The organism is Bradyrhizobium sp. B124, assembly GCF_038967635.1.
GTDB lineage: Bacteria > Pseudomonadota > Alphaproteobacteria > Rhizobiales > Xanthobacteraceae > Bradyrhizobium.
Genome location: NZ_CP152413.1, coordinates 724,818 through 746,675 on the forward strand (window position 1 = coordinate 724,818; position 21,858 = coordinate 746,675).

General features: G+C 65.0%; 17 protein-coding genes. 10 read left to right on the top strand and 7 right to left on the bottom strand.

The genetic code is table 11. From position 1 onward, the window contains the following. Nucleotides 1-34: 34 nt before the first annotated feature. Nucleotides 35-682: an alpha/beta hydrolase gene (locus AAFG13_RS03315; RefSeq protein ID WP_016843213.1), complete on the bottom strand. Its 648-nt coding sequence runs from the start codon at nt 680-682 to the stop codon at nt 35-37. 474 nt (nt 683-1,156) lie between these two features. On the opposite strand from AAFG13_RS03315, the gene AAFG13_RS03320 reads away from it, so the two are divergent. The 8 genes from AAFG13_RS03320 (at nt 1,157) to AAFG13_RS03355 (ending at nt 8,736) form a co-directional block, all read left to right on the top strand. Continuing rightward, a complete protein-coding gene (locus tag AAFG13_RS03320; RefSeq protein ID WP_342711113.1) occupies nt 1,157-2,314 on the top strand; it encodes a cysteine desulfurase family protein in 1,158 nt (385 codons plus the stop codon). Nucleotides 2,315-2,410: 96 nt separating this feature from the next. Next, on the top strand, nt 2,411-3,907 hold the full coding sequence (sufB, locus tag AAFG13_RS03325) for a Fe-S cluster assembly protein SufB (protein WP_212317493.1): 1,497 nt from the start codon (nt 2,411-2,413) through the stop codon (nt 3,905-3,907). Nucleotides 3,908-3,965: 58 nt separating this feature from the next. Beyond that, nucleotides 3,966-4,718 (top strand): Fe-S cluster assembly ATPase SufC, encoded by a 753-nt coding sequence (sufC, locus tag AAFG13_RS03330; RefSeq protein WP_342711114.1) that lies wholly within the window; start codon nt 3,966-3,968, stop codon nt 4,716-4,718. Between the two features lie 17 nt (nt 4,719-4,735). Continuing rightward, on the top strand, nt 4,736-6,058 hold the full coding sequence (gene sufD, locus AAFG13_RS03335) for a Fe-S cluster assembly protein SufD (RefSeq protein ID WP_342711115.1): 1,323 nt from the start codon (nt 4,736-4,738) through the stop codon (nt 6,056-6,058). Further along, a complete protein-coding gene (locus AAFG13_RS03340) occupies nt 6,055-7,302 on the top strand; it encodes a cysteine desulfurase (protein WP_342711116.1) in 1,248 nt (415 codons plus the stop codon). The genes sufD and AAFG13_RS03340 overlap by 4 nt, the downstream gene beginning before the upstream one ends. Continuing rightward, a complete protein-coding gene (locus AAFG13_RS03345; protein WP_092113809.1) occupies nt 7,299-7,670 on the top strand; it encodes an SUF system Fe-S cluster assembly protein in 372 nt (123 codons plus the stop codon). Before AAFG13_RS03340 ends, AAFG13_RS03345 begins: the two co-directional genes overlap by 4 nt. A gap of 55 nt (nt 7,671-7,725) precedes the next feature. Beyond that, on the top strand, nt 7,726-8,124 hold the full coding sequence (locus AAFG13_RS03350; protein WP_342711117.1) for an iron-sulfur cluster assembly accessory protein: 399 nt from the start codon (nt 7,726-7,728) through the stop codon (nt 8,122-8,124). Nucleotides 8,125-8,274: 150 nt separating this feature from the next. Beyond that, nucleotides 8,275-8,736, top strand: a complete 462-nt coding sequence (locus AAFG13_RS03355) for a TfoX/Sxy family protein (protein WP_342711118.1) — start codon at nt 8,275-8,277, stop codon at nt 8,734-8,736. A 45-nt stretch (nt 8,737-8,781) separates the two neighbouring features. On the opposite strand, the gene AAFG13_RS03360 is transcribed toward AAFG13_RS03355, so the two are convergent. The 6 genes from AAFG13_RS03360 to AAFG13_RS03385 form a co-directional block, all read right to left on the bottom strand. Then, nucleotides 8,782-9,849: a GGDEF domain-containing protein gene (locus AAFG13_RS03360; RefSeq protein WP_212317489.1), complete on the bottom strand. Its 1,068-nt coding sequence runs from the start codon at nt 9,847-9,849 to the stop codon at nt 8,782-8,784. Between the two features lie 315 nt (nt 9,850-10,164). After that, complete coding sequence (locus tag AAFG13_RS03365; protein WP_342711119.1) at nt 10,165-11,658, bottom strand: DEAD/DEAH box helicase; 1,494 nt, start codon at nt 11,656-11,658, stop codon at nt 10,165-10,167. Between the two features lie 372 nt (nt 11,659-12,030). Then, the gene (locus tag AAFG13_RS03370) at nt 12,031-15,882 is read right to left on the bottom strand and encodes an autotransporter domain-containing protein (RefSeq protein ID WP_342711120.1); all 3,852 of its coding nucleotides are present in this window, start codon (nt 15,880-15,882) and stop codon (nt 12,031-12,033) included. 181 nt (nt 15,883-16,063) lie between these two features. Further along, a complete protein-coding gene (locus tag AAFG13_RS03375; protein ID WP_342711121.1) occupies nt 16,064-16,900 on the bottom strand; it encodes a helix-turn-helix transcriptional regulator in 837 nt (278 codons plus the stop codon). Nucleotides 16,901-17,088: 188 nt separating this feature from the next. Next, nucleotides 17,089-17,703, bottom strand: coding sequence for a helix-turn-helix domain-containing protein (locus AAFG13_RS03380; protein ID WP_342711122.1), 615 nt, complete (start codon nt 17,701-17,703; stop codon nt 17,089-17,091). A gap of 113 nt (nt 17,704-17,816) precedes the next feature. After that, nucleotides 17,817-18,770 (bottom strand): helix-turn-helix domain-containing protein, encoded by a 954-nt coding sequence (locus tag AAFG13_RS03385; protein WP_342711123.1) that lies wholly within the window; start codon nt 18,768-18,770, stop codon nt 17,817-17,819. Nucleotides 18,771-19,020: 250 nt separating this feature from the next. Here AAFG13_RS03385 and AAFG13_RS03390 point away from each other — a divergent pair, with 250 nt between their 5' ends. Both AAFG13_RS03390 and AAFG13_RS03395 read left to right on the top strand, forming a co-directional pair. After that, nucleotides 19,021-20,517 carry a caspase family protein gene (locus AAFG13_RS03390; RefSeq protein WP_342711124.1) on the top strand — a complete coding sequence of 499 codons (1,497 nt, stop codon included), beginning with the start codon at nt 19,021-19,023 and terminating at the stop codon, nt 20,515-20,517. A gap of 72 nt (nt 20,518-20,589) precedes the next feature. After that, nucleotides 20,590-21,834 carry an FAD-dependent oxidoreductase gene (locus AAFG13_RS03395; RefSeq protein ID WP_342711125.1) on the top strand — a complete coding sequence of 415 codons (1,245 nt, stop codon included), beginning with the start codon at nt 20,590-20,592 and terminating at the stop codon, nt 21,832-21,834. Nucleotides 21,835-21,858 lie beyond the last annotated feature (24 nt).

Below are 21,858 nucleotides of genomic sequence, written 5' to 3' on the forward strand. Positions count from 1 at the left end.
TTTCGCTGCGCTCCATCCGGGCTACAAGATCGGCTCAGCGCACGTTGGCGAGGCGCATGTCGAGATAGCCGGTCACCGTCTCCATCAGCGGCTCGAGCTTGCCGTCGAAGAAATGGTTGGCGCCGGGGATGACCTGCTGGTCGATCACGATGCCCTTCTGGGTCTTCAGCTTTTCGACCAGCGTGTTGACGTCCTTGGGCGGCACCACGGCATCCTTGTCGCCGTGCACGATCAGGCCCGACGACGGGCAGGGCGCGAGGAACGAGAAGTCGTAGAGATTGGCGGGCGGCGCGATCGAGATGAAGCCCTCGACCTCGGGCCGGCGCATCAAAAGCTGCATGCCGATCCATGCGCCGAACGAGAAGCCTGCAACCCAGCAGGCGCGCGCCTCCGGATTGATCGCCTGCGCCCAGTCGAGCGCGCTCGCGGCATCGGACAATTCGCCGGTGCCGTGATCGAACGAGCCCTGGCTGCGGCCGACGCCACGGAAGTTGAAGCGCAGCACCGAGAAGCCGCGATGCGCGAACGCGTAATAGCACTGGTAGACGATCTGGTGGTTCATCGTGCCGTGGAACTGCGGATGCGGATGCAGGATCATCGCAATCGGCGCGTTCTTCTGCTTGGCCGGGTGATAGCGGCCTTCGAGACGGCCAGCAGGGCCGGTGAAAATGACTTCAGGCATTGTGTTCCCTTGATTGACGCGTTCCCTTGATTGACGTCGATCAATCAACCGGTTGGAGCCATCTTCGGCGACGGGCGCGAGCAGAGCGGCTCATGATGAAATCAGCGCAGGCACCGCCGGGCGGCACGCTGGAAGGCCTTCTAGCATGACGCAAGGGGCAAAAATCAAGGAAATTGTGCCGCTTGGCAGAGGCTAATCGGCTCCGTGACGCACGCGTAGCCGGCGCGTCGGCGGCGATCCGGATCGACACATCGAATTGCTCGTTGGCTACCTGAAGTTTTGGTTTGTCATATTGCTATCGCGCGCGGGGCGCGGCGCAAGGAAACTGCGAATGTCTTGCCAGGCAACACGATGGGACTCCCGGCAGGCGTGAAAAATCTCTGGCATCGGTGACTCTGATCTGGTCTCGCTGCCCGACTGTCGCTATGTCGCAGTGGAAGGCCGCAACCACGATGGTTGCCGCGGACAAGTTCGATGGCCGATCGCGTCTATCTCGACTGGAATGCCACCACACCGCTTCGCCGGGAGGCGAAGGCGGCAATGGCTGCGGCATGGGAATTGAGCGGCAATCCGTCCTCGGTGCACAGCGAGGGACGCCGCGCGCGCCGGCTGGTCGAGGATGCCCGCAATGCGGTCGCGAATGCGATCGGCGGCCGGCCGCAGGACGTCGTGTTTCTCTCCGGCGGGACCGAAGCCAATGCGCTCGCACTGACGCCGGGATTGCGCCGCGGTGCGGTCGCGCCGGTCAGCCGGCTGTTGGTGTCCGCGATCGAGCATGCGTCTGTCCTCGCGGGCGGACGGTTCGCGCGTGAGGCGACCCTCGCGATCAATGTCACGCGCGCCGGGGTGATCGATCTCGATCATCTGCGCGCGCTGCTGGCCGACGGTGCGCCCGCGCTGGTCTCGGTGATGCTGGCGAACAACGAGACTGGCGCCATCCAGCCGGTGGCTGACGTCGCCGAGATCGTCCACGCGGCCGGTGGCCTGCTGCATGTCGATGCGATCCAGGCGTTCGGAAAGATCCCGTTCGATCTCGCCTCGACCCAGGCCGATCTCGTGACGCTGTCGGCGCACAAGATCGGTGGACCGAAGGGCGCAGGCGCACTGGTGCTTGCCGAAGGTGTCGAAGGGCTGGAGGCGTTCCTGCGCGGCGGCGGGCAGGAGCTCGGGCGACGGGCAGGGACCGAGAACGTCGCAGGGATTGCCGGCTTTGGTGCGGCCGCGAAGGCCGCGATGGTGGCGCTGAAGGCGGACGCCGCCCGCGTCAGGGGGCTGCGCGATCGGCTCGAGCATGGGCTGCGGCAGACGCCGGACGTGCAGGTCTTCTCCGATGACGTGAAACGGTTGCCGAATACCATTCTGTTCACTGCGCCCGGCATGAAGGCCGAAACGGCGGTCATCGGATTCGACCTGGCGGGGGTAGCGGTCTCCTCCGGTTCCGCTTGCTCGTCGGGCAAGGTCCAGCCGTCACACGTCTTGGAGGCAATGGGATACCGTCCGGAGGTGTCCCAGGGAGCGGTGCGGCTCAGTATTGGCTGGTCTACCACGGAGACAGACGTGGATTTGACCCTCAAGGCTTGGCGAAAGCTCGCCGATACCTTAGTTAAGGGAGAGCGACGAAACACAGCTTGAACAGTTCTAAGCGGGTGATTTCGTCTTCAAAGCATCGTAAGAGACTTCGGAACTTGAGATCCACCGCGGTCCTTGAAACCGCGAGCGGAGGATTGAATGCCTGCTGTACAAGAGACGGTCGAGCGCGTCCGGCGCATCGACGTCGACCAGTATCGTTATGGATTTGAGACGCTGATCGAGTCCGACAAGGCCCCGAAAGGCCTGTCGGAAGACACCGTCCGCTTCATCTCGGCAAAGAAGAATGAACCGGCCTGGATGCTGGAATGGCGTCTGGAGGCGTATCGCCGCTGGCTGACCATGACCGAGCCGACCTGGGCGCGCGTCAACTATCCGAAGATCGACTATCAGGATCTTTATTATTACTCGGCGCCGAAGCCGAAGAAGACGCTGTCCTCGATCGACGAGATCGATCCGGAAATCCTCAAGACCTATGAGAAGCTCGGCATCCCGCTCCGCGAAGTCGCCGTTCTCGAGGGCGTCGAGCCGCCGCCCGGCGGCCCGCCGTCGGCCAATCGCAAGATCGCGGTCGATGCCGTGTTCGATTCGGTGTCGGTCGCGACCACCTTCCAGAAGGAGCTGAAGGCGGCCGGCGTGATCTTCATGCCGATCTCGGAGGCGATCCGCGAGCATCCCGAGCTGGTGCAGAAATATCTCGGCACCGTCGTGCCGACCTCGGACAATTACTTCGCGACGCTCAACTCGGCGGTGTTCTCCGACGGCTCGTTCGTCTACGTGCCGCCGGGCGTCCGCTGCCCGATGGAGCTGTCGACCTATTTCCGCATCAACGAGCGCAACACCGGCCAGTTCGAGCGCACGCTGATCATCGCCGACAAGGGCTCCTACGTCTCCTATCTCGAAGGCTGCACCGCGCCGCAGCGCGATGAGAACCAGCTGCACGCCGCCGTGGTCGAGCTCGTCACGCTCGATGACGCCGAGATCAAGTATTCGACAGTGCAGAACTGGTACCCCGGCAATTCGGAAGGCAAGGGCGGCATCTACAATTTCGTCACCAAGCGTGGCGACTGCCGCGGCAAGAATTCCAAGATCTCCTGGACCCAGGTCGAGACCGGTTCGGCGATCACCTGGAAGTACCCGAGCTGCATCCTGCGCGGCGACAATTCGAGCGGCGAGTTCTACTCGATCGCGATCTCGAACGGTTTCCAGCAGGTCGACTCCGGCACCAAGATGATCCACCTCGGCAAGAACACGTCGAGCCGGATCATCTCCAAGGGCATCGCCGCCGGCAAGTCGCAGAACACCTATCGCGGCCTCGTCAGCGCGCATCGCAAAGCCACCGGCGCGCGCAACTACACCGCCTGCGACTCGCTGCTGATCGGCGACAAATGCGGTGCGCACACCGTGCCCTATGTCGAGGCCAAGAATTCCTCGGCGACGTTCGAGCATGAGGCGACGACGTCGAAGATTTCCGAGGACGTGCTGTTCTACTGCATCCAGCGCGGGCTCTCGCAGGAAGAAGCCGTCGGCCTCGTCGTCAACGGTTTCGTGAAGGACGTGCTGCAGCAACTGCCGATGGAGTTCGCGGTGGAAGCGCAGAAGCTGATCTCGATCAGCCTTGAAGGTTCGGTTGGCTAATCCATCCCGCTGACGGCGCGGCCGACGCGCCTTGCGGATGATGCTCAGGAAAAATCAGATGTCTCTGCTTGAAGTGAAAGATCTGCAGGTTCGTGTCGAGGAGCGTGAGATCCTCCACGGGCTGTCGCTCACGGTGAACCCGGGCGAGGTGCACGCGATCATGGGGCCGAACGGCTCCGGCAAGTCGACGCTCTCCCACGTCATCGCCGGCAAGCCCGGTTATGAAGTCACCGGCGGCCAGATCCTGTACAAGGGCGAGGACCTGCTGGAGATGGCGCCCAACGAGCGCGCCGCCAAGGGCGTGTTCCTGGCGTTCCAGTATCCGGTCGAGATCCCCGGCGTGACCACCTGGAACTTCCTGCACGCGGCGCTCAACGCCCAGCGCAAGGCGCGCGGCGAGGACGAGATCTCGTCGCCGGCCTTCCTCAGGAAGGTCCGCGAAGTGGCGAAGTCGCTGAACATCCCGCAGGACATGCTGAAGCGCGGTGTCAATGTCGGCTTCTCCGGCGGTGAGAAGAAGCGCAACGAGATTCTGCAGATGGCGCTGTTCGAGCCGGCCGTCTGCATCCTCGACGAAATGGATTCCGGCCTCGACATCGACGCGCTGCGGATCGCCGCCGACGGCGTCAATGCACTGCGCTCGCCGGAGCGCGCGATGGTCGTCATCACCCACTATCAGCGGCTGCTCAACTACATCGTGCCCGATTTCGTGCACGTGATGTCGAAGGGCCGGGTGGTGAAGAGCGGCGGCAAGGAACTGGCGCTGGAGCTGGAAGAGTCCGGTTACGCGCAGTTCGAAGACGCTGCCTGACAAATGCGGGTTCTCAGATGAACGTTGTTGCAAAGACCGAGACCGGGCGGGCCCTGGGCGATGTGTTCGCCGTCGCGCGCGACCGTCTGCCGGGCAAGGGCAAGATCGCCGATCAGCGCCGCGAGGCGTTCGAGGCCTATGAACGATCAGGCCTGCCGCATCGCCGGATCGAGGATTGGAAATACACCGACCTGCGCGCGCTGATGCAAGAGGTGCTGCCGCTGGCCCCTGCGCCGGATGCGGCAGCCCTGGGGCTTGCCGCTGCTGCGGTCAAGCTGCGGGCGATCGACGGCGTGCGCCGCCTGGTGCTGGTCGATGGCGCGTTCGCCTCCGACCTCTCCGATCTCGGTAATCTTGATAAGGGTCTGAGCATCCGCCCGCTGCGCGAGGTGCTCGACGCCGGCGAGGACGCGCTTTCCGCACAGGCCTTTGCGTCAGACACGTCCAATCCGATGATCGCGCTGAACGGCGCGATGGCGACCGATGGCGTCGTCATCGACGTCGCCAACGGTACGGTGCTGGCCCAGCCGCTGCACATCGTGCACGTCGCATCCGGCGCGACGCCGGCTGCGATGTTCACGCGCTCGCTGCTCCGGCTCGGCCGCGATACCGGCGTGACGCTGGTGGAGAGCTATCTCGCCGGCGAGGGCGCCAAGGCCTACCAGACCCATGATGGGCTGATCGTCGCGATCGGGGACAATGCCCGGCTCGATCATGTGCGTCTGGTCGAAGACAGCGTTGATGCCTTCAACATTTCCTCGGCGACCGTGACGCTCGGCGCGCACGCCCATTTCAACACGTTCGGTCTGACCTCGGGCGGTCATGTCAGCCGCTATCAGCTGACGGTCACCTGCGCCGGCGAAGGCTCCAATGTCGAGACCAACGGCGTCAATCTGATCAACGGCAAGCAGCACGCCGACACCACGCTGTTCATGGATCACGCGGTGCCGCATTGCGCGAGCCGCGAGATCTTCCGGGCCGTCGTCGACGACCGCGCCCATTCCGTATTCCAGGGCCGCATCATCGTCCGTCCCGACGCCCAGAAGACCGACGCCAAGATGATGACGCGGGCGCTGCTGCTGTCCGACGACGCGGAAGCCGACAACAAGCCGGAGCTCGAGATCTTCGCCGACGACGTCACCTGCGGTCACGGTGCGACCACCGGTGCGCTCGACGAGAGCCTGCTGTTCTACATGCGCGCCCGCGGACTGCCCGAGAAGGAAGCGCAGGCGCTTCTGATCCAGGCCTTTGTCGGCGAGGCGATCGAGACGATTGCCAGCGACGCGTTGCGCGAGGTCGCAATTGCCACCGCGCAGCGTTGGCTTCAGGCGAGGGCGTGAGCATGCACAAGGCGGTCGCCAACGGTTCTTACGACGTCGCCCTGGTGCGGCAGGATTTCCCGGCGCTCGCCATGCAGATCTACGGCAAGCCGCTGGTCTATCTCGATAACGCGGCCTCGGCGCAGAAGCCGAATGCGGTGCTCGACCGCATGACCGAGGCCTACAAGAGCGAATACGCCAACGTGCATCGCGGCCTGCATTACCTCGCCAATGCCGCGACGGAGGCCTATGAGGGCGCCCGCGGCAAGGTCGCGCAGTTCATCAACGCCCGCCGCACTGAAGAGATCGTCTTCACCCGCAACGTCACCGAGGCGATCAACCTGGTGGCATCGTCCTGGGGTGGAGTGAACATCAAGGAGGGCGACGAGATCGTCCTCTCGATCATGGAGCACCACTCCAACATCGTGCCGTGGCACTTCCTCAGGGAGCGCCATGGTGCAGTGATCAAGTGGGCGCCGGTCGACGACGACGGCAACTTCCTGATCGAGGAGTTCGAGAAACTCCTGAGCCCGCGCACCAAGATCGTCGCGATCACCCAGATGTCGAACGCCCTCGGCACCCTGGTTCCGGTCAAGGAGGTGGTCCGGCTGGCGCACGCCCGCGGCATTCCGGTGCTGGTGGACGGCGCGCAGGGCGCGGTGCATCTGCCAATCGACGTCCAGGACCTCGATTGCGATTTCTACGCCTTTACCGGCCACAAGGTGTACGGGCCGACCGGCATCGGTGCGCTGTACGCCAAGCACGAGCATCTGGTGGCGATGCGGCCGTTCAACGGCGGCGGCGAGATGATCCGTGAAGTGGCCAAGGACTGGGTCACCTATGGCGATCCGCCGCACAAGTTCGAGGCCGGGACGCCGCCGATCGTCGAGGCGATCGGGCTCGGTGCTGCGATCGACTACGTCAATTCGATCGGCAAGGAGCGTATCGCCGCGCATGAGCATGAGTTGCTGACTTACGCGCAGGACCGCTTGCGCGAGATCAACTCGCTGCGCGTGATCGGAACCGCCCGCAACAAGGGTCCGGTGATCTCGTTCGAGATGAAGGGCGCGCATCCCCACGATGTCGCGACCGTGATCGACCGGCAGGGTATTGCGGTGCGTGCCGGCACCCATTGCGTGATGCCGCTTTTAGAGCGGTTCAACGTCACGGCCACCTGCCGCGCATCCTTCGGGATGTATAATACAAGGGAAGAAGTCGACCATCTGGCGCAAGCGCTGATCAAGGCGCGGGAATTGTTCGCATGACCGATACAGCCGAAGTCAAGACGGCCACCATGGAAACCACCTCGGCTCTGCCGGCGGAGGAGACCGAGCGCATGAGCGGCGAGATCGTCGCGGCGCTGAAGACGGTGTTCGACCCGGAAATCCCGGCCGACATCTACGAGCTCGGCCTGATCTACAAGGTCGATCTCAAGGATGACCGCTCGGTCGACATCCTGATGACGTTGACCACCCCGAACTGCCCGGCCGCCGGCGAGTTGCCGCAGATGGTTGAGAACGCGGTTGCCAGCGTCCCCGGCGTCGGCGTCGTCAGCGTCAACCTGGTGTGGGATCCGGCCTGGACGCCGGACCGGATGTCGGATGAGGCGCGCCTCGTCCTCAATATGTGGTGATGCGTTAGAGGATTGAGCCTAAGCTCGAGATTGAATTGCCGCTGGGACTGACCACATGAGTGACATGACACAAGCCGCACCGACCCCAGCCAAGCCGAAGCGACCGCGCCCGCAGGTCATGAGACTGACCGATGCCGCGGCGGAGCGGATTACCGAGCTGACCCAGCGCGCCGATTCCGAGATCGTCGGCCTGCGCGTCGGTATCAAGAACGGCGGCTGCGCCGGACAGTCCTACACCGTCGAATACGCCCATGAGATCCGTCCGACCGACGAAGTGGTCGAGGACAAGGGCGTGAAGATCCTGGTCGATCCGAAGGCCGTGCTGTTCCTGCTTGGCACCGAGATGGACTACGTGGCCGACAGGATGCAGGCCCAGTTCGTGTTCAACAACCCGAACCAGGTCTCCGCCTGCGGTTGCGGCGAATCGGTGCAGCTCAAGCCGGCGACGGTCTGATCGCCGCTGCGCCCTCGCGAGCGCACAATCGCGCTCGCGTTTTGGATCCTATACCCACCATCGTTGCATGTTGACGCCGTCGTCGACCATACTGCGCTGCCAACAGGCTGCGGCTGGCGCGTTTGCCTGCGCTGGAACAATGGTGGGCATATGGACCGCGAATTCCTGACCGACCTGTTCGCCGATTTCGGCCCGGTCACGCTGCGCCGGATGTTCTCCGGCTACGGCATCTCCGCTGACGGCACCAATTTCGCGCTTGCGCTGCGCGCCGGGCTCTACTTCCGCGCCGATGAGGAGACCATCCCGCGATTCGAGGCCGAAGGCTGCGGGCCGTTCCAGTACCAGACGCGCGCCAAGACGGTGACGGTGAACTCGTACTGGCAACTGCCGGCGCGGCTGTTCGATGATGCCGAGGAGCTCGCGGTCTGGGCGCGTTCTGCCCTCGGCGCCGCCCAGCGCGCCGCGCTGCGCAAGCGGCCGAGGAAACGACCGGCCGCGCCGAAGTCGAAGACGCCGGTGAAGAAGGCAGCTGCAAAGAAGGCAGCGGGAAAGAAGACGCCGGCGCCGAAGCCGAGCACAAAACCGTCTTCAGCTTCGAAGAAGCGCGTGTAATCCTGAGCGGCGCGGATTACGCGCGTCCCAAGGCACGTTCAGGGTTCACGCCACCCGAGTCTGGGTCTCGGCGCTGTATTCCGGATCGGCTTCGCAGATCACGCGGTTGCGGCCGGCGCGCTTGGCGCCGTAGAGGCAGGCATCGGCGCGCTCGATCAGGGAGTCGGTGTCGTCGGCCGGCTTCAGTATGGAGACGCCGACCGAGATCGTGACACGGCCGAGGATCTCGCCGGTCGACTTCTTCTTCAGTTCCTTGGCCATCACGGCGCGGCGGATGTGGTCGGCAACCGTCAGCGCCTGGCGCAACGCGGTGTTGGGCAGCACCACCGCGAATTCCTCGCCGCCGTAGCGGGCGGTGATGTCCTGGCCCTTGATGGTCTGCTTCAGCGTTTGTGCCACCAGCCGCAGCACCTGATCGCCGGTGAGATGGCCGTAGGAGTCGTTGAACGACTTGAAGTGATCGATGTCGAACATCAGGAGCGACAGCGGCTCGCCGCTGGCAAGCGCGGCCTGCACCGCCATGTCGATCGAGCGGTCGAAATATTTCCGGTTGCCGAGGCCGGTGAGCGGATCGGTCAGGCTCTCGGCGCGGATCGCCTCGAGGCTGTGCTGCAGATCGCTGATCTCCGACTTCGACAGCGCAAGCCGGTTCTCCAATGCCTGATTGGTCTCGCGCATCTCGCGCGTCGATTTGGCCAGCCCCTCGACGATGGTCTTGATCTGGTCGCGGGTGGTCGCGGTCGAGAGCCGGTCGCTGGCACCGACGAGGCTCGCGTCGTAGGTCGCGGACACGCCGAGCGCATCGGTGATCAGCCGCATGACGGCGTCGATCTCGCCGATGACGCGCGCGCCGACCTTGTCGATGCGGTCCGAGGTCTTGATGTGCGAAAGGTAGGTTTCGTAGATCTGCTCGAGATCGGATTCAGAGAGCTTGCCGCTGCGCGCCAGCGTCTCGTTGATGACCTTGTTGAGCGGTGCGTTGTATCCGGTCGCGTAGACGTACCAGATTTCGTAGTTGCGCGGCACGGCGGTCTGGCGAAGCGAGCGGATCTGGCCAAGCGCGACTTCGGCAAAGGCCAAAGTACGTTCGTGTTCGTCCAGCAGCTTGACCACTGTCACGTCCTCAATACACGCAATGCCGGTCATGCCCGGCAGCAATGACTAAATTATTGGCGCGAGGGTACGGGACGAGAATGAAGGCAAGGTAAATAGTGGAACTACGGGGATTTCGCCGCGACTAATGTCGTACGAGCTCGATTCCGTCGCGGGTCGAGCTCGGCTTTCGCGAGCGATTCGCTTAATCGCCATTGTGTCGCGAAACTGAGCGCATTTGCTTCAAACGCGAGCGATCAGCGCGAGCGTCGGTCGCCGGCGACGATACAGACTCCGCAGGATACCGCCGCTGGTGCGGCGGCATCGGAGCCGGTCTTAGGCGCGTGCGCGCACAGGTCGCAGCAGGAAGGCGGGCAGGTGCGAATGATCGGCGGGCTCGTGGTCCACCTCGCGCTGCGGCCGGCGTGGCTCGGCGCGCCCGATCGACGGCACGTGCGACGGGGTGGCCTGGGGCGAAGAGTTGCGGCCATGGCGCGGTTCGCGCTCCGGCTTGGCTGCACGCTCCTGGCGGGGTTCCTGGTCCTGACGCGGCTCACGTTCACCGTGACGCGCCTCGCGTTCACCCTGACGCGGTTCGCGTTCACGTCGCGGCTTGCGGCCGCCACGGGCACCATCGCGCGAGCCTTCGCGGCTGCGCGAGCGGCGCGGCGCACCGTCCTCGTCGGAGGCCTCGCTGTGAACGGTGTAGTCGCCCTCGGCGCGCGGGATCGGCTGGCCGATCAGCTTCTCGATCGCCGTCATCGACTTGCTATCGAGCGAGGTGACGATGGAGATCGCGGTACCGGTGCGTCCGGCGCGGCCGGTGCGGCCGATGCGGTGGACGTAATCGTCGGGGTGGTGCGGCACGTCGAAATTGAAGACGTGGCTCACCGCGGGAATGTCGAGACCGCGGGCGGCGACGTCGGAGGCGACGAGCAGCGGAATCTCGCCCTTGCGGAATTGATCCAGCGCCGCGGTGCGGGCGGACTGATCCATATCGCCGTGGAGGGCGCCGACACTGAAGCCGTGCTTCTGGAGTGATTTGTGAAGGACGGCGACCTCGCGCTTGCGATTGCAGAAGATAATCGCGTTGTTGAGATCCTTGGCGTCGCGCAGCAGGCGGCGGAGGGTCTCGCGCTTGTCATGCGCCTCGCGACCGGCCGGGACCTGCAATTGCGTGACGGTGACGGCGGTGGTTGCGGGTTTGGAGACTTCGATCCGCGCAGGATTGTGCAGGAAGGCCTCGGTGATGCGGCTGATCTCCGGGGGCATCGTCGCGGTGAAGAACAGGGTCTGCCGCGTGAACGGGACGAGCTTGCAGATGCGTTCGATGTCGGGAATGAAGCCCATGTCGAGCATGCGGTCGGCTTCATCGATCACCAGCAGCTCGACGCCGGTGAGCAGCAATCCGCCGCGTTCGGTATGGTCGAGCAGGCGGCCGGGCGTTGCGATCAGGACGTCGACGCCGCGCATCAGCTTGGTGTCCTGGTCGCCGAACGAGACGCCGCCGATCAGCAGCGCCACGTTCAATTTCTGACCGGCGCCGTATTTGTCGAACTGCTCCTTCACCTGCGCGGCAAGCTCGCGGGTCGGCTCGAGGATCAGGGTGCGCGGCATGCGTGCCCGCGCGCGGCCCTTCTCGAGGAGGGTGAGCATCGGGAGAACGAAGGCAGCGGTCTTGCCGGTGCCGGTCTGGGCAATGCCGAGGACGTCGCGCCGGGCGAGGACGTGCGGGATTGCCTGTTCCTGGATGGGAGTGGGGGTGGTGTAACCGGTGGCCGCAACTGCGGCGAGGACCTTATCGGACAGGCCTAGATTGGAAAAAGACATTGAGCCTCTGGTCGAAACCGCCGTTCGGCATCGCAGGTAAAAGGCTGTCGCGTTCGGCCCCGAAACGGCTCGCTTTTCTATAAAGCTCGGGGGCTCTGGCTAACGCTGACGGACGGCAAACCTGACGAATCGCGTTTCGATCCGAGGGCCGCGTTGCCCGCAACATAGGGGCGAAAGCGGTAAAGTCAATCTTGGAACCAGCCGATAGCCGAAAAAGCTTAATGTTTTCGCCAAAATAACCGTCGTTTCCGTCATTTGGCGGTCAAATGAATCACCGGCTCGCTATCTGACGGCGGGGCCTCGGTGAGGGGTGTTCGCGCTGCTTTTCCCCTTAAATCCGCCGCAGCCGGCCCCGCCGCGGGGCGGGCTGCCCTACCAGGCATAACGGACCGCGCCTTTGCCGGCATAGGAGCGGGTCAGGCTGGAGAATTCGCCCTCGAAGCTTGCGAGCGCCGACCAGCCGTTGGCCCATTTCAGTTCGGCCGAGGCGGTGGTCAGGGCGGAGTCGGAGGCTTGCGCCGCGCCGCTCACGACGAAGCCCGCGCCGGGCAGGGCCTGGAAGGTCGCGGCGATGCTGCGGTCGGGGTTGAAATCATGCGACCAGGCGGCGCGGCCGCGTAGCGTCAGAACCGCATTGGAGAGCGCAAAGGATTTGTCGGCGCGCAGGCCGAGCTCGCTGCGGCTGTCGGTGATGCTCTTCGCGTTGTAGGCCAGCGCAAAGGTGTTGGCGCCGACGATGGCCTGCTCGGCGTAGCCCGGTAGCTGGAAGGTCGTGAACTGGCCGGCGGCATAGGGCGTGATGCCGACGCCGCCGATCCACCGCGCAACGAGGCGATAGCCGCCTTCGGCGCGGCCCGACCAGGCGTTGGCGTTGAATTCGGCGCGCAGGCGATCGAGACCCCCGACCGTCACGGTGCGGTCGGTGGTGACGTCCTGCCAGCCGTAGGCCAGCGCACCGGCGAGATACGCCGCGCCGACATTGCGCCGGACGAAGGCGCCGGCCTGAAACAGGTCGGAGCGGCCGCCGCCACCATTAGCGACGTTGAAATTGGTGCCGCCGCCGGCGAGCGCGAAGCCGGCGATGGTGTTTGGCGAGAAGCGATAGTCGGCGCCGACGGCGGTGCCGAACGCCTGGCTTGTGGTGTTGTTCGAGCCGAGTCCGGCGTTGCCGTCAGTGGTCTGTGAGCCGCCGTAGGCCGCCGCCCACACGCTCCAGCGTGGATCGTAGCTCTCGGCAATCGGCGCCTTGCGATAGATCGCGGCAGCGGCGTCGCTGGTCGAACGCCTGGCGGCATAGGCCAGCGAGTTGTCGTCAGCGTAGGGCGTGGCGCCGGCCGGCATCGCCGTCGCGCCGCGGCCGTCGATGAAGGGATCGAGCATCGTGCCCATGAACTGGTTCATGGCGTTGAAGGTGGTCTGCTGCGATCCGGCGGCGGTCTCGCCGGAGAGCTGGGTCAGGCCGTTGAGGAGGTTGTCGCCCGACAGCTTGAAGATCGCGCTGAACGCGTTGGAGAGGTTGGCGCCGCCGAGCAGGCCGTTGTCGATCGCACCCGCGACTTTGCTGTGGTTGATGCTGGCGTTGGCCGGCAGGATCGGGGAGAGCAGGCCGGGATCGACCGACAGCAGCACGTCGTTGCCGACATAGCTCAGCACCGGATTACGGGCGAGGTTGTTGGCGAGTAGCAGGCTTGCCGAGCCGAACGTGCCGCTCAGCGTTCCCGCATTGACGATCGTGTAGGTGGTTTTCTTGCTGATCCGCTCGAGCGGATCGACGACGACGTTGCCGGCAAGGTTGGCGGTGCCGGTCACGATCGCCTTGTCGCTGATCGTGTTGGTGATCTGCACCAGATAGGTTGCCGCCGCCGTCATGGTCAGGCTCGCCATGGTGATCGTGCCGGGCGAATTGCCGGGCGACAGCGTGCCGCTGATCGTCGCGTTGCCGATGGTGCCATTGCCGCCGAGCGTGCCGGTCGGACCGACCGTGACGCTGGCGTTCGGCATCGCGCCGTTGAGGATGAACGCGCTGTCGACGTTGACCATCCCGGCAAAGTTCGAGTTGTTGCCGGTGAAGCTCCAGTTCGAACCTGCAAGAACCCCAAAATTGGCGAAGCCAGTGCCGAGTTTCGACAGGTCGAAGTTCCCCGCGGTCGTGCCGCCGAACTGCACGATACTGGTCCCGCTGCCGACGATGCTGCCGTTGAACACGGCGCCGGACTGCACTTGCAGCACGTCGTTGGTGCCGCCGAACTGCACCGCGGTGCCACCGGTGCCGGTGATGGTGCCGTTGGCGATCAGCGTGGTGGTGCCGCCCGACGTCGTGATGCCGCTGGTGCCGGTGACGAAGGTGCCGGTGGTGATGAAGATGTTGCCTGGTGTCGAGCGCGAGGCGGATATGCCGATGCCCGTGCTTTGCACGCCGGCCAGCGCGTCGATCCTGATGTCGCCGAGCCCGTCGCGCTGGGCGAAGATGCCGTAGCTGCCAGCGGCGAGGCCGTTCGCAATGACATTGCCTTCCGCGCGTAGCGCCAGCGTTGCGGCGTTGTCGGCACCATGGGTAATGATGCCGCTGATGCCGATCGCCGCCGCGCTGGTCGAGGTGGCGCTCACGGTCCCCTTGGTGACGAGGTCGATGCCGCCGAGTCCCGCGGTGATGGTCGAGAACCTGGAAATGCCGCGGCTCAGCGTGATGCCGGTCGCGGCGCCGTCCGAGGTCGCGGTCACGTCGCCATTGGCATGAACGGTCATGGTGCCGGTGTTGATGTTGGTCGGAGCAAAGCTGGTGCTCGAGGCGCTGATTCCGGTGGCCGTGCCGCCGGCGCCGATCGCGGTGGCTGTTACGGCACCGTCGGCGGTCAGCCGCGTCGCGGCCAGATTGTATTGTCCCACGCTGATGCCGACGACGTTCGACGCGGTGTCGCTGATCGACGTTGCCGTCACTGCGCCGTGCAGATTGAAGTCGACCGGGACCACGCCGGAGGCTCCGAGGGACGCTCCGGTCACATTTGCGACCTTGCCGGACGGCGTCATGCCGGTGACCGTGATCGATCCGTTGACGTTCAGCGCCGCCGAGCCGTTGCTGGATGTGCTTCCCAATCCGGCGGCAAGGCCGGCGACGCTGCCACCGGCCGAAGCGGAGGTGGAGGTCCTGGTGTCGAAGGTTCCGGAGATATCGCCATTGAAGGTCGCGGTGTTGGTGCCGCTGGCACCAGAGAAACTGACCGACGCCAGGGCGCCGTAGTAAGCCGTGTCCGGGCCGTTTCCCTTGGCAATATTGCCGTCCACGACGAGGCTGTTGTTGGCGCCGCCGCCGGACACGGAGAGCGTCCCGCCCGTGATGCCGCGTGTCCGCACCGTGTTGGTGCCGGAGCCGTAGTTCAGCAGGCTGACGTTGCCGGTGACATCCTGATTGAGCTTCACCGTGAACGCATTGGTGTTGGCTGAATTACTGGCCAGGAGGTTGATACCGCCAAGGACGCTCGCATTGGTGGTGAGATCGACGGTGCCGATGCCAGCATTCTGAAGATAGATGCCGCCGATGATCGCGCCGTTGGTGGTGACAGAAAGATTGCGCGCAGTTTGGCTGCTCTGTCCCATCCGGGCGTAGATCGCGCCGCCGGCTTGGGTTGTATTGCCGGTCACCGCGCCTGTGGCGATCGTGACGTCGGATTGGCTGCCGCTGGCGTCGACGAAGATTCCTGTGCCGTTCGGGGCCAGGATCTGGCTGCCAACCGTGTTGATGTTGACGCTCCCCCCCGGTCCTGCGCTCGAGACACTGATGCCGGTGCCAGCCGTGACCGTGCCGGCGGTCTGCGTAATCGAGACCGGACCGCTGCCATAAACATGGATCGCGTACCAGTTGGCGGTGACGTCGGCCGATCCCGTGTAGGTGATCGGGGCGCCGCTACCGAGAAGCTGGATGCCGTCGTACATCGATCCCGTAATGCCGGCAGGGTCGTTGTGATTGAACGTGATGCTGCCGGAGGCGCTTACGACCACGCCGCGGGAGTTGATCCCGGCGCCGGCGTTGACGTTCACGGTGAGATCGCCGTTGAAACTCGTGTTGAGCCCGCCGTCCGACGAATGCGCGGCGTCACAGACCACGTTCGCGGTGCCGACGCCCGAGCAGTAGATCGCCGCCTCGGCGGTGGAGGCCATCGCAATCAGTGAGGCCGAGCCGAGCAGCGCGCCGCGCCACATCGTCAGCTTGCCGCCGATGCCGATCATGACCTTGCCCCACGCCCCATTGTATCTGCATGTTTCTCGCGCAACGGTCGTGTGCTGTCTTCTCAGTGCGCGCATACCGTCGATCCAAAGCGCACCTCCCGCAGAAATGAACGCAGGTGTGGCCGCTCGGCACCATGCTGCACCGGCAGCGCCAGATCGGCTCCAGCGCAGTGCCGTCGGCCTAGAGTCCCGCAGCCCGGTACTCGCCCGGCGTCAGGCCCTCGGATGCGCTGAAGGTCCGGTAGAAAGTGGCGAGGCTGCCAAACCCGCAGGCGAGGGCGATATCGGCGATCGGCCGCGGCGGCTTTTCACAAAGCAGCCTGCGGCTCTCGCTCAAGCGCTGGGCCGGGACGGTTTGTGAGAAGCTCGCCCCGGTCGCTTCAAACAAAACGTGCAGGTAACGGACCGAGACGCCGAGTATGTCGGCGACCATCCCTGGCGACAGCGCCGGCTTCGCGAGATGGTGGGTGATCAGGCGGCGCGCCAGGCTGAGCCGGCCGACGCGCAGCGCCTGCTGGGCGCGGCGGCTGCCGGGCCTGATCGCGCCGCGCTCGATCAACGCGAGCTCCGCCACGATCTTGACCAGCGCAGGAATGCTCGCGGTGTCACCGGCCTCGGTGGCCTCCTTGAAATCGGCAAGACAGGCTTCGAGCAACCGCGCCCAGCCGCGATTGCTTGTCGTCGGAGAGCTCCGACGCGCAAGTGCGAGGGCTGCAGTCTGATCCACGCGCAGGTCCGCGGCATCGGCGGCAAGAGCGCGAGCCGGGCCGGTGGACGGCGTTTCCGGGCTGTGATCCTCATGCTTGCTGCGCATCGTGCATGACCCCTCGCTCTGCATCAGAGCGCGCGTCGCCGGTAAGGAAATTGGCTGTGCCGAGCCCGGGCGAAGCGCCAGCGCGGTTCTGGCGAAATCGACGGAAATTATCTTCTCAATGCGCGCAGGCTGATCAATTCGGTCCAACGGACGCGGGATCGCGCCACGATCGGCCGGGTCGTCGGTTTGTCCCATGTCAGCCATTCGAGACGCCTCCAAAGGTCTTGCGATGCAATATCTTATATTTCATATAATCGTGTAAAATATGAAATAGGTAACATCATGCGTCAAAACTTATCCACGGCCCGGCGAGATGGTCCGGCCGGTCCTGATGATCGAAGTCGAGAGGGTCTTGCTGATCGGCGACGGTCGCGCGCGGGCCGTCGTGCGGATTACTTCCGCTTCGGCATCACGGCGCAGCCGTAGAGCACCATCGCGCACATCTGGCGGTAGCGGGCCGAGAAGTCGTCACGGGCGATCGGCGGCAGCGCCTGGTTGACGGCACGTGCGCCGTCCGCAAGCGCCTGCGCAATCTGCGCTGGTTTGAACGCGCCGTTCAGCTTCAGCAGCCGTGCGGCCTGCAAGTCGATCACCAGTCTTTCCAGATCGGCCTGGAACGAGACGGCGGATTTGATCATCAAATCGCGGCAACGCTTGAAGGCCTCGGCATTGAGTTCGACGGTGTGCGGCGAATGGGTGAGGCGGCGCCGCGTCTCGCCGTAGCGGACGTCGAGAATCGTCGCGAAAATATCCAGCGCGCCGCCGCCCTTCGCCCGCACGGTGTGGCCGGCCTCCAGCGCGAGCGCCACGTCCTCGACGTGGCGCCAGGCGATGACGGCGCGAAACGCCTCTTCCTTGTTGCTGAAATAGTAATACAGCGCGCGCTGCGTGAAGCCGCAGACCTTGGCCAGCCCGACCATCGACAGCCCGCTATAGCCGTAGTCGAGAAAAGCCTGATTGACCTGCGCCAGCAGGTCAGGTCCAGGCTTGATCATCTTCTTCGACATCAGGATTCCGGGGACGAGGGACGGCGCGTGACGCCGGGAATCCCGATTACGGGCATCACGGCGCTTTAGCAACCCGCAACTGCCCAGGGGTCCCGGCCGGTCCGGATCGACGCTCAGGCCACCCGTGCCCGGTAACCGCCCGGGGTCATCGATTCGGATGCATTGAAGAGGCGGTAGAACGTCGCGAGGCTCTCGAAGCCGCAGGCAAACGCCACCTCGGCGATCGTCTGCCCGGACTGCTCGCGGAGCAGGCGGCGGCTTTGCGCGAGCCGAAGCGCGGTGACGGTCTCCGAGAAGGTCTTCTCCGTTTCCTCGAACAGGATGTGCAGGTGACGGACCGAGATGCCGAGCAGGCCGGCAATCAGGGTTGGCGACAGGGCCGCATTCGCGAGATGCCGCCGGATCAGGCGGCGGGCCAGCGACAGATGGGCGCATCGCAGGGCCTGCTGCGCGAGCCGGCTCTTTGGCCGCATGATGCCGCGCTCGATCAGCGCGATGTGGGCGAGCGCCTGCACCATCGGGGCCACGTCCGCCGCGGTGGCGTCATGGCCTTCGACGAGGTCGCGGAAGCAGGCTTCCAGCAGTGGCCGCAGCGCGGCCTCATCCTGCATGGGCCTCGGGACCAGTTCGCCGAGCTCCGCACCCGGCGGGACGATGTTCGTCACCGGGATCTTGATGATGCGCAGATGGAAGCCGTCATCGTGCAGCGGGACGGTGCGATAGGGCAGGTCCGAATAGCTGGTCGCGAACATGCCGTCGCGCACCGCGAATTCATCGAGCCGCGCGCCGCCGAACCAACCGCCACCGCCGAGCTGCTGGTAGATGCACAGGCTGTCGCTGCGCGCGTCCGCGATGTCGCCGGCGCGTCGCTCGACGTGGTAGGGCGAGGCACGCAGCTCGACCAGCCCGGCATCGCCGAGCTGGCGCAGCGAGAACTCGCCGAAGAAGTGGCGGCGGTGCTCGGGTTCGAGTTCTGCGGTGACGCCGAACAACCCCTTGGCGCGCACCTCGCGCCAATAGTCGAAGCGATCGCGGGGATCGACTTGCTCAGTGGACCATGTGTACACGGAAAAGCCCCTGGAATGCCCTTGGGACGTGCGGAGAGCTCGCGCCGGATGGAAGCCGGAATCTATCACGCGGGCCGTAAAAAGAAACTTGACCTGGAACGGACGGGACGCCCCATGGTGGCCGAGAGGGTCGCCATGGGGGCGGTCACGGCGGCCATCCGGCGTCGGCCTTGAACCGGCCAAACGGCTGATCCGACTATTAGGCGGCGGTCGCACGAGCGGCGCACTTGTCGTGCAGGCGGGAATTGGGATGAAGAGCTGGCTTTCGAGACTTTCAGCGGCCCTGTTGGCGGTCGCCTTTGTCGCATCGGCGGCGCCCGCCCAGGCTGAAAAGCGCGTCGCGCTGGTGATCGGCAACAATGATTACAGGAACGTGCCCAAGCTGCAGAAGGCGGTCAACGACGCCCGCACCATGGGCGACACGCTGAAGCAGCTCGGGTTCAACGTCATGGTGGCCGAGAATTTGAACCGGCAGGCATTCTCCGAGACGCTGCTCGCCTTCGACCGCGCCGTGGAACCCGGCGACACCGCGTTCTTCTTCTATGCCGGTCACGGCTTCGAGATCGCGGGCCAGAACTTCCTGCTGCCGACCGACGTGCCGGCCGCCACCGAAGGACAGGAGGAGCTGGTGCGCGACGCTTCGGTTCTCGCCGACCGCATCATCGAGCGGTTGCAGAACAAGAAGGCGCGGACCTCGATCCTGGTGTTCGACGCCTGCCGCAACAATCCGTTCGAGCGCGCCGGCACGCGCGCCGTTGCCGGCGGCGGTGGCCTCGCGCCGATGACGCAGCTGCCCGAAGGCGTGTTCTCGGTGTTTTCGGCGGGGCCGCGCCAGACCGCGCTCGACCGGCTGTCGAACGACGACGCCAATCCCAATTCGGTGTTCACGCGAACCTTTGCCAGGGAGTTGCTGCAGCCCGGTGAAAACCTGGTGCAGGTTGCCCAGCGTACGCGGCGCCTGGTCAGCGAGATGGCCGAGACCGTGAAGCACAAGCAGATCCCGGTTTATTTCGACCAGATGGTCGATGACGTCTTCCTGAACGGGATCGCGAAGGGGCAGGCCGAGGCGGCCAAGCCGTCGGCTCCGCCGCAGCAGGTGGCCGCGCTGCCGCCGGTCTCGGTGCCGAAGCTGCCGAAGGACGATTCCATCAACGCGCCGATCGCGAGCTTCTCGCGGCACAATGGCGGCTGGACCGTCGTGTTCTCGATCGCCGATCCGACGCTCGGCATCTCCTGGCGGATCGGCGATAGCGGCGACTTCCGCGAAACCGGCTTCATGGACACGCTCGACCCGCGCACGCGCAAGCGGATGCCCAATCCATCGATCGAGCTGCCGGCCGACGCGCCGGCGGCCACGATCGAGCTTCGCTATGTCGATACGCAAGGCGAGATGCAGGGGCCGTTCCCGATCAAGTTCGATCCCGACGCAGCGCTGATCCGCGACCAGCGCAAGATCCTCGACATGACCGCGACGAGCTGGCTGTCGTTCCGCGAGTTCAACGGGCTGCTCGTCTACTACACCCACCTGATGTCGTATCGCTGCGCGATCCGCGAGGTGCGGATCGGCATCGACACCGCGGTGCCGGACAAGGTGTTGAAGATGCCGGCCTGCAATTCGCGCGATCCGAGCGCAATCCCGTCCGATGCGCAGCCCTATCTGAAGCTCGCGCCGCAGACCAAATCGGTTTCGGTGGAGCTGACCTATCGCGACGGCAGCGTGTCGGAAATCAAGACGTTCAGGCGATAGCCTTGCATCCTTGTCGTCCGATCCGCGTTACAATCGAGACCTGAGGGTCGAAGCAGCGGTAGGGAAGGCATCATGGATGCAGGCAATCCGGCAGCGCAGAAAACGCGTCAGATGAAGGTGCGCTGCTGCGTTGTCGGCGGCGGGCCGGCCGGCATGATGCTCGGCTATCTGCTCGGACGCGCCGGGATCGATGTCGTGGTGCTGGAGAAGCACGCCGATTTCTTCCGCGACTTCCGCGGCGACACCGTGCATCCATCGACCCTGCAGGTGATGGATGAGCTCGGTCTGATCGACGGCTTTCTGAAGCTGCCGCATCAGGACATCCAGAGGCTCGACGGCATGTTCGGCGGCACCTCGGTGCGGATCGCCGACCTCAGCCGCCTCAGCGTCAAATATCCTTTCATTGCGATGATGCCGCAGTGGGACTTCCTCAGTTTCCTGCGCGAGAGCGGCAAGCGGTTCTCCTCGCTGCAGGTTTTGATGAGCGCGGAGGCGACCGACCTGATCCGGCGCGGCGACGCTGTTGCGGGCGTCCGCGTGAAAACGCCTGATGGCCCGATCGAGATCGAGGCGGATCTGACGATCGGCTGCGATGGCCGCCATTCGATCGTGCGCGAGCGCGCCGGGCTCGACGTCGAGGAGATCGGCGCGCCGATGGACGTGCTGTGGTTTCGCGTCGGGCGGCGTCGGGACGAGACCGAGAATTTGTTCGCCCGCATCGACCACGGCAAGATGATGGTGACGTTCGACCGCGGCGACTATTGGCAATGCGCCTATGTGATCGCCAAGGGACAATATGAGGCCGTGAAGGCGAGGGGATTGCCGGCGCTGCTCGACGACGTGCTGCGGCTCGCGCCGATCCTCAAGGCCGGCATTGCCGACGTGAAGAGTTTTGACGACGTCAAGCTGCTCACGGTTGCGATCAATCGCCTGACGCGCTGGACTCGTCCCGGCCTGCTCTGTATCGGCGACGCCGCGCACGCGATGTCGCCGATCGGCGGCGTCGGCGTCAACCTCGCGGTGCAGGACGCGGTCGCGACCGCCAACATCCTGGCGGCCAAGCTCGCGCAAGGCTGTCCGCCGGAGGACGAGCTCGACGCCGTGCGGCGTCGCCGCGAATTCCCGGTCCGGGTGACCCAACGCATGCAGGTGATTGCGCAGAACAACCTCATCAGCGCTGCGCTGAAGGGTGGCGATCAACCGGTGCCGTTCGCGTTGCGGTTGATCACCGCGATGCCCTGGCTGCAAGGGCTGACGGCGCGTCTTGTCGCGATCGGGGTGCGGCCGGAGCACGTCCATTCGCCGGCGGCGCGCTGACGGGCGTTGCGCGCAGGGAAGGAA

What these genes read in the sequence shown, in the direction of transcription:
- AAFG13_RS03390 (WP_342711124.1), top strand. Translation starts at nt 19,021, where the DNA reads ATGAAGAGCTGGCTTTCGAGACTTTCAGCGGCCCTGTTGGCGGTCGCC.
- AAFG13_RS03365 (WP_342711119.1), bottom strand. Translation starts at nt 11,658, where the DNA reads ATGTCTTTTTCCAATCTAGGCCTGTCCGATAAGGTCCTCGCCGCAGTT.
- sufB (WP_212317493.1), top strand. Translation starts at nt 2,411, where the DNA reads ATGCCTGCTGTACAAGAGACGGTCGAGCGCGTCCGGCGCATCGACGTC.
- AAFG13_RS03395 (WP_342711125.1), top strand. Translation starts at nt 20,590, where the DNA reads ATGGATGCAGGCAATCCGGCAGCGCAGAAAACGCGTCAGATGAAGGTG.
- AAFG13_RS03375 (WP_342711121.1), bottom strand. Translation starts at nt 16,900, where the DNA reads ATGGCTGACATGGGACAAACCGACGACCCGGCCGATCGTGGCGCGATC.
- sufC (WP_342711114.1), top strand. Translation starts at nt 3,966, where the DNA reads ATGTCTCTGCTTGAAGTGAAAGATCTGCAGGTTCGTGTCGAGGAGCGT.
- AAFG13_RS03320 (WP_342711113.1), top strand. Translation starts at nt 1,157, where the DNA reads ATGGCCGATCGCGTCTATCTCGACTGGAATGCCACCACACCGCTTCGC.
- AAFG13_RS03345 (WP_092113809.1), top strand. Translation starts at nt 7,299, where the DNA reads ATGACCGATACAGCCGAAGTCAAGACGGCCACCATGGAAACCACCTCG.
- AAFG13_RS03315 (WP_016843213.1), bottom strand. Translation starts at nt 682, where the DNA reads ATGCCTGAAGTCATTTTCACCGGCCCTGCTGGCCGTCTCGAAGGCCGC.
- AAFG13_RS03380 (WP_342711122.1), bottom strand. Translation starts at nt 17,703, where the DNA reads ATGTCGAAGAAGATGATCAAGCCTGGACCTGACCTGCTGGCGCAGGTC.
- sufD (WP_342711115.1), top strand. Translation starts at nt 4,736, where the DNA reads ATGAACGTTGTTGCAAAGACCGAGACCGGGCGGGCCCTGGGCGATGTG.
- AAFG13_RS03355 (WP_342711118.1), top strand. Translation starts at nt 8,275, where the DNA reads ATGGACCGCGAATTCCTGACCGACCTGTTCGCCGATTTCGGCCCGGTC.
- AAFG13_RS03370 (WP_342711120.1), bottom strand. Translation starts at nt 15,882, where the DNA reads ATGATCGGCATCGGCGGCAAGCTGACGATGTGGCGCGGCGCGCTGCTC.
- AAFG13_RS03350 (WP_342711117.1), top strand. Translation starts at nt 7,726, where the DNA reads ATGAGTGACATGACACAAGCCGCACCGACCCCAGCCAAGCCGAAGCGA.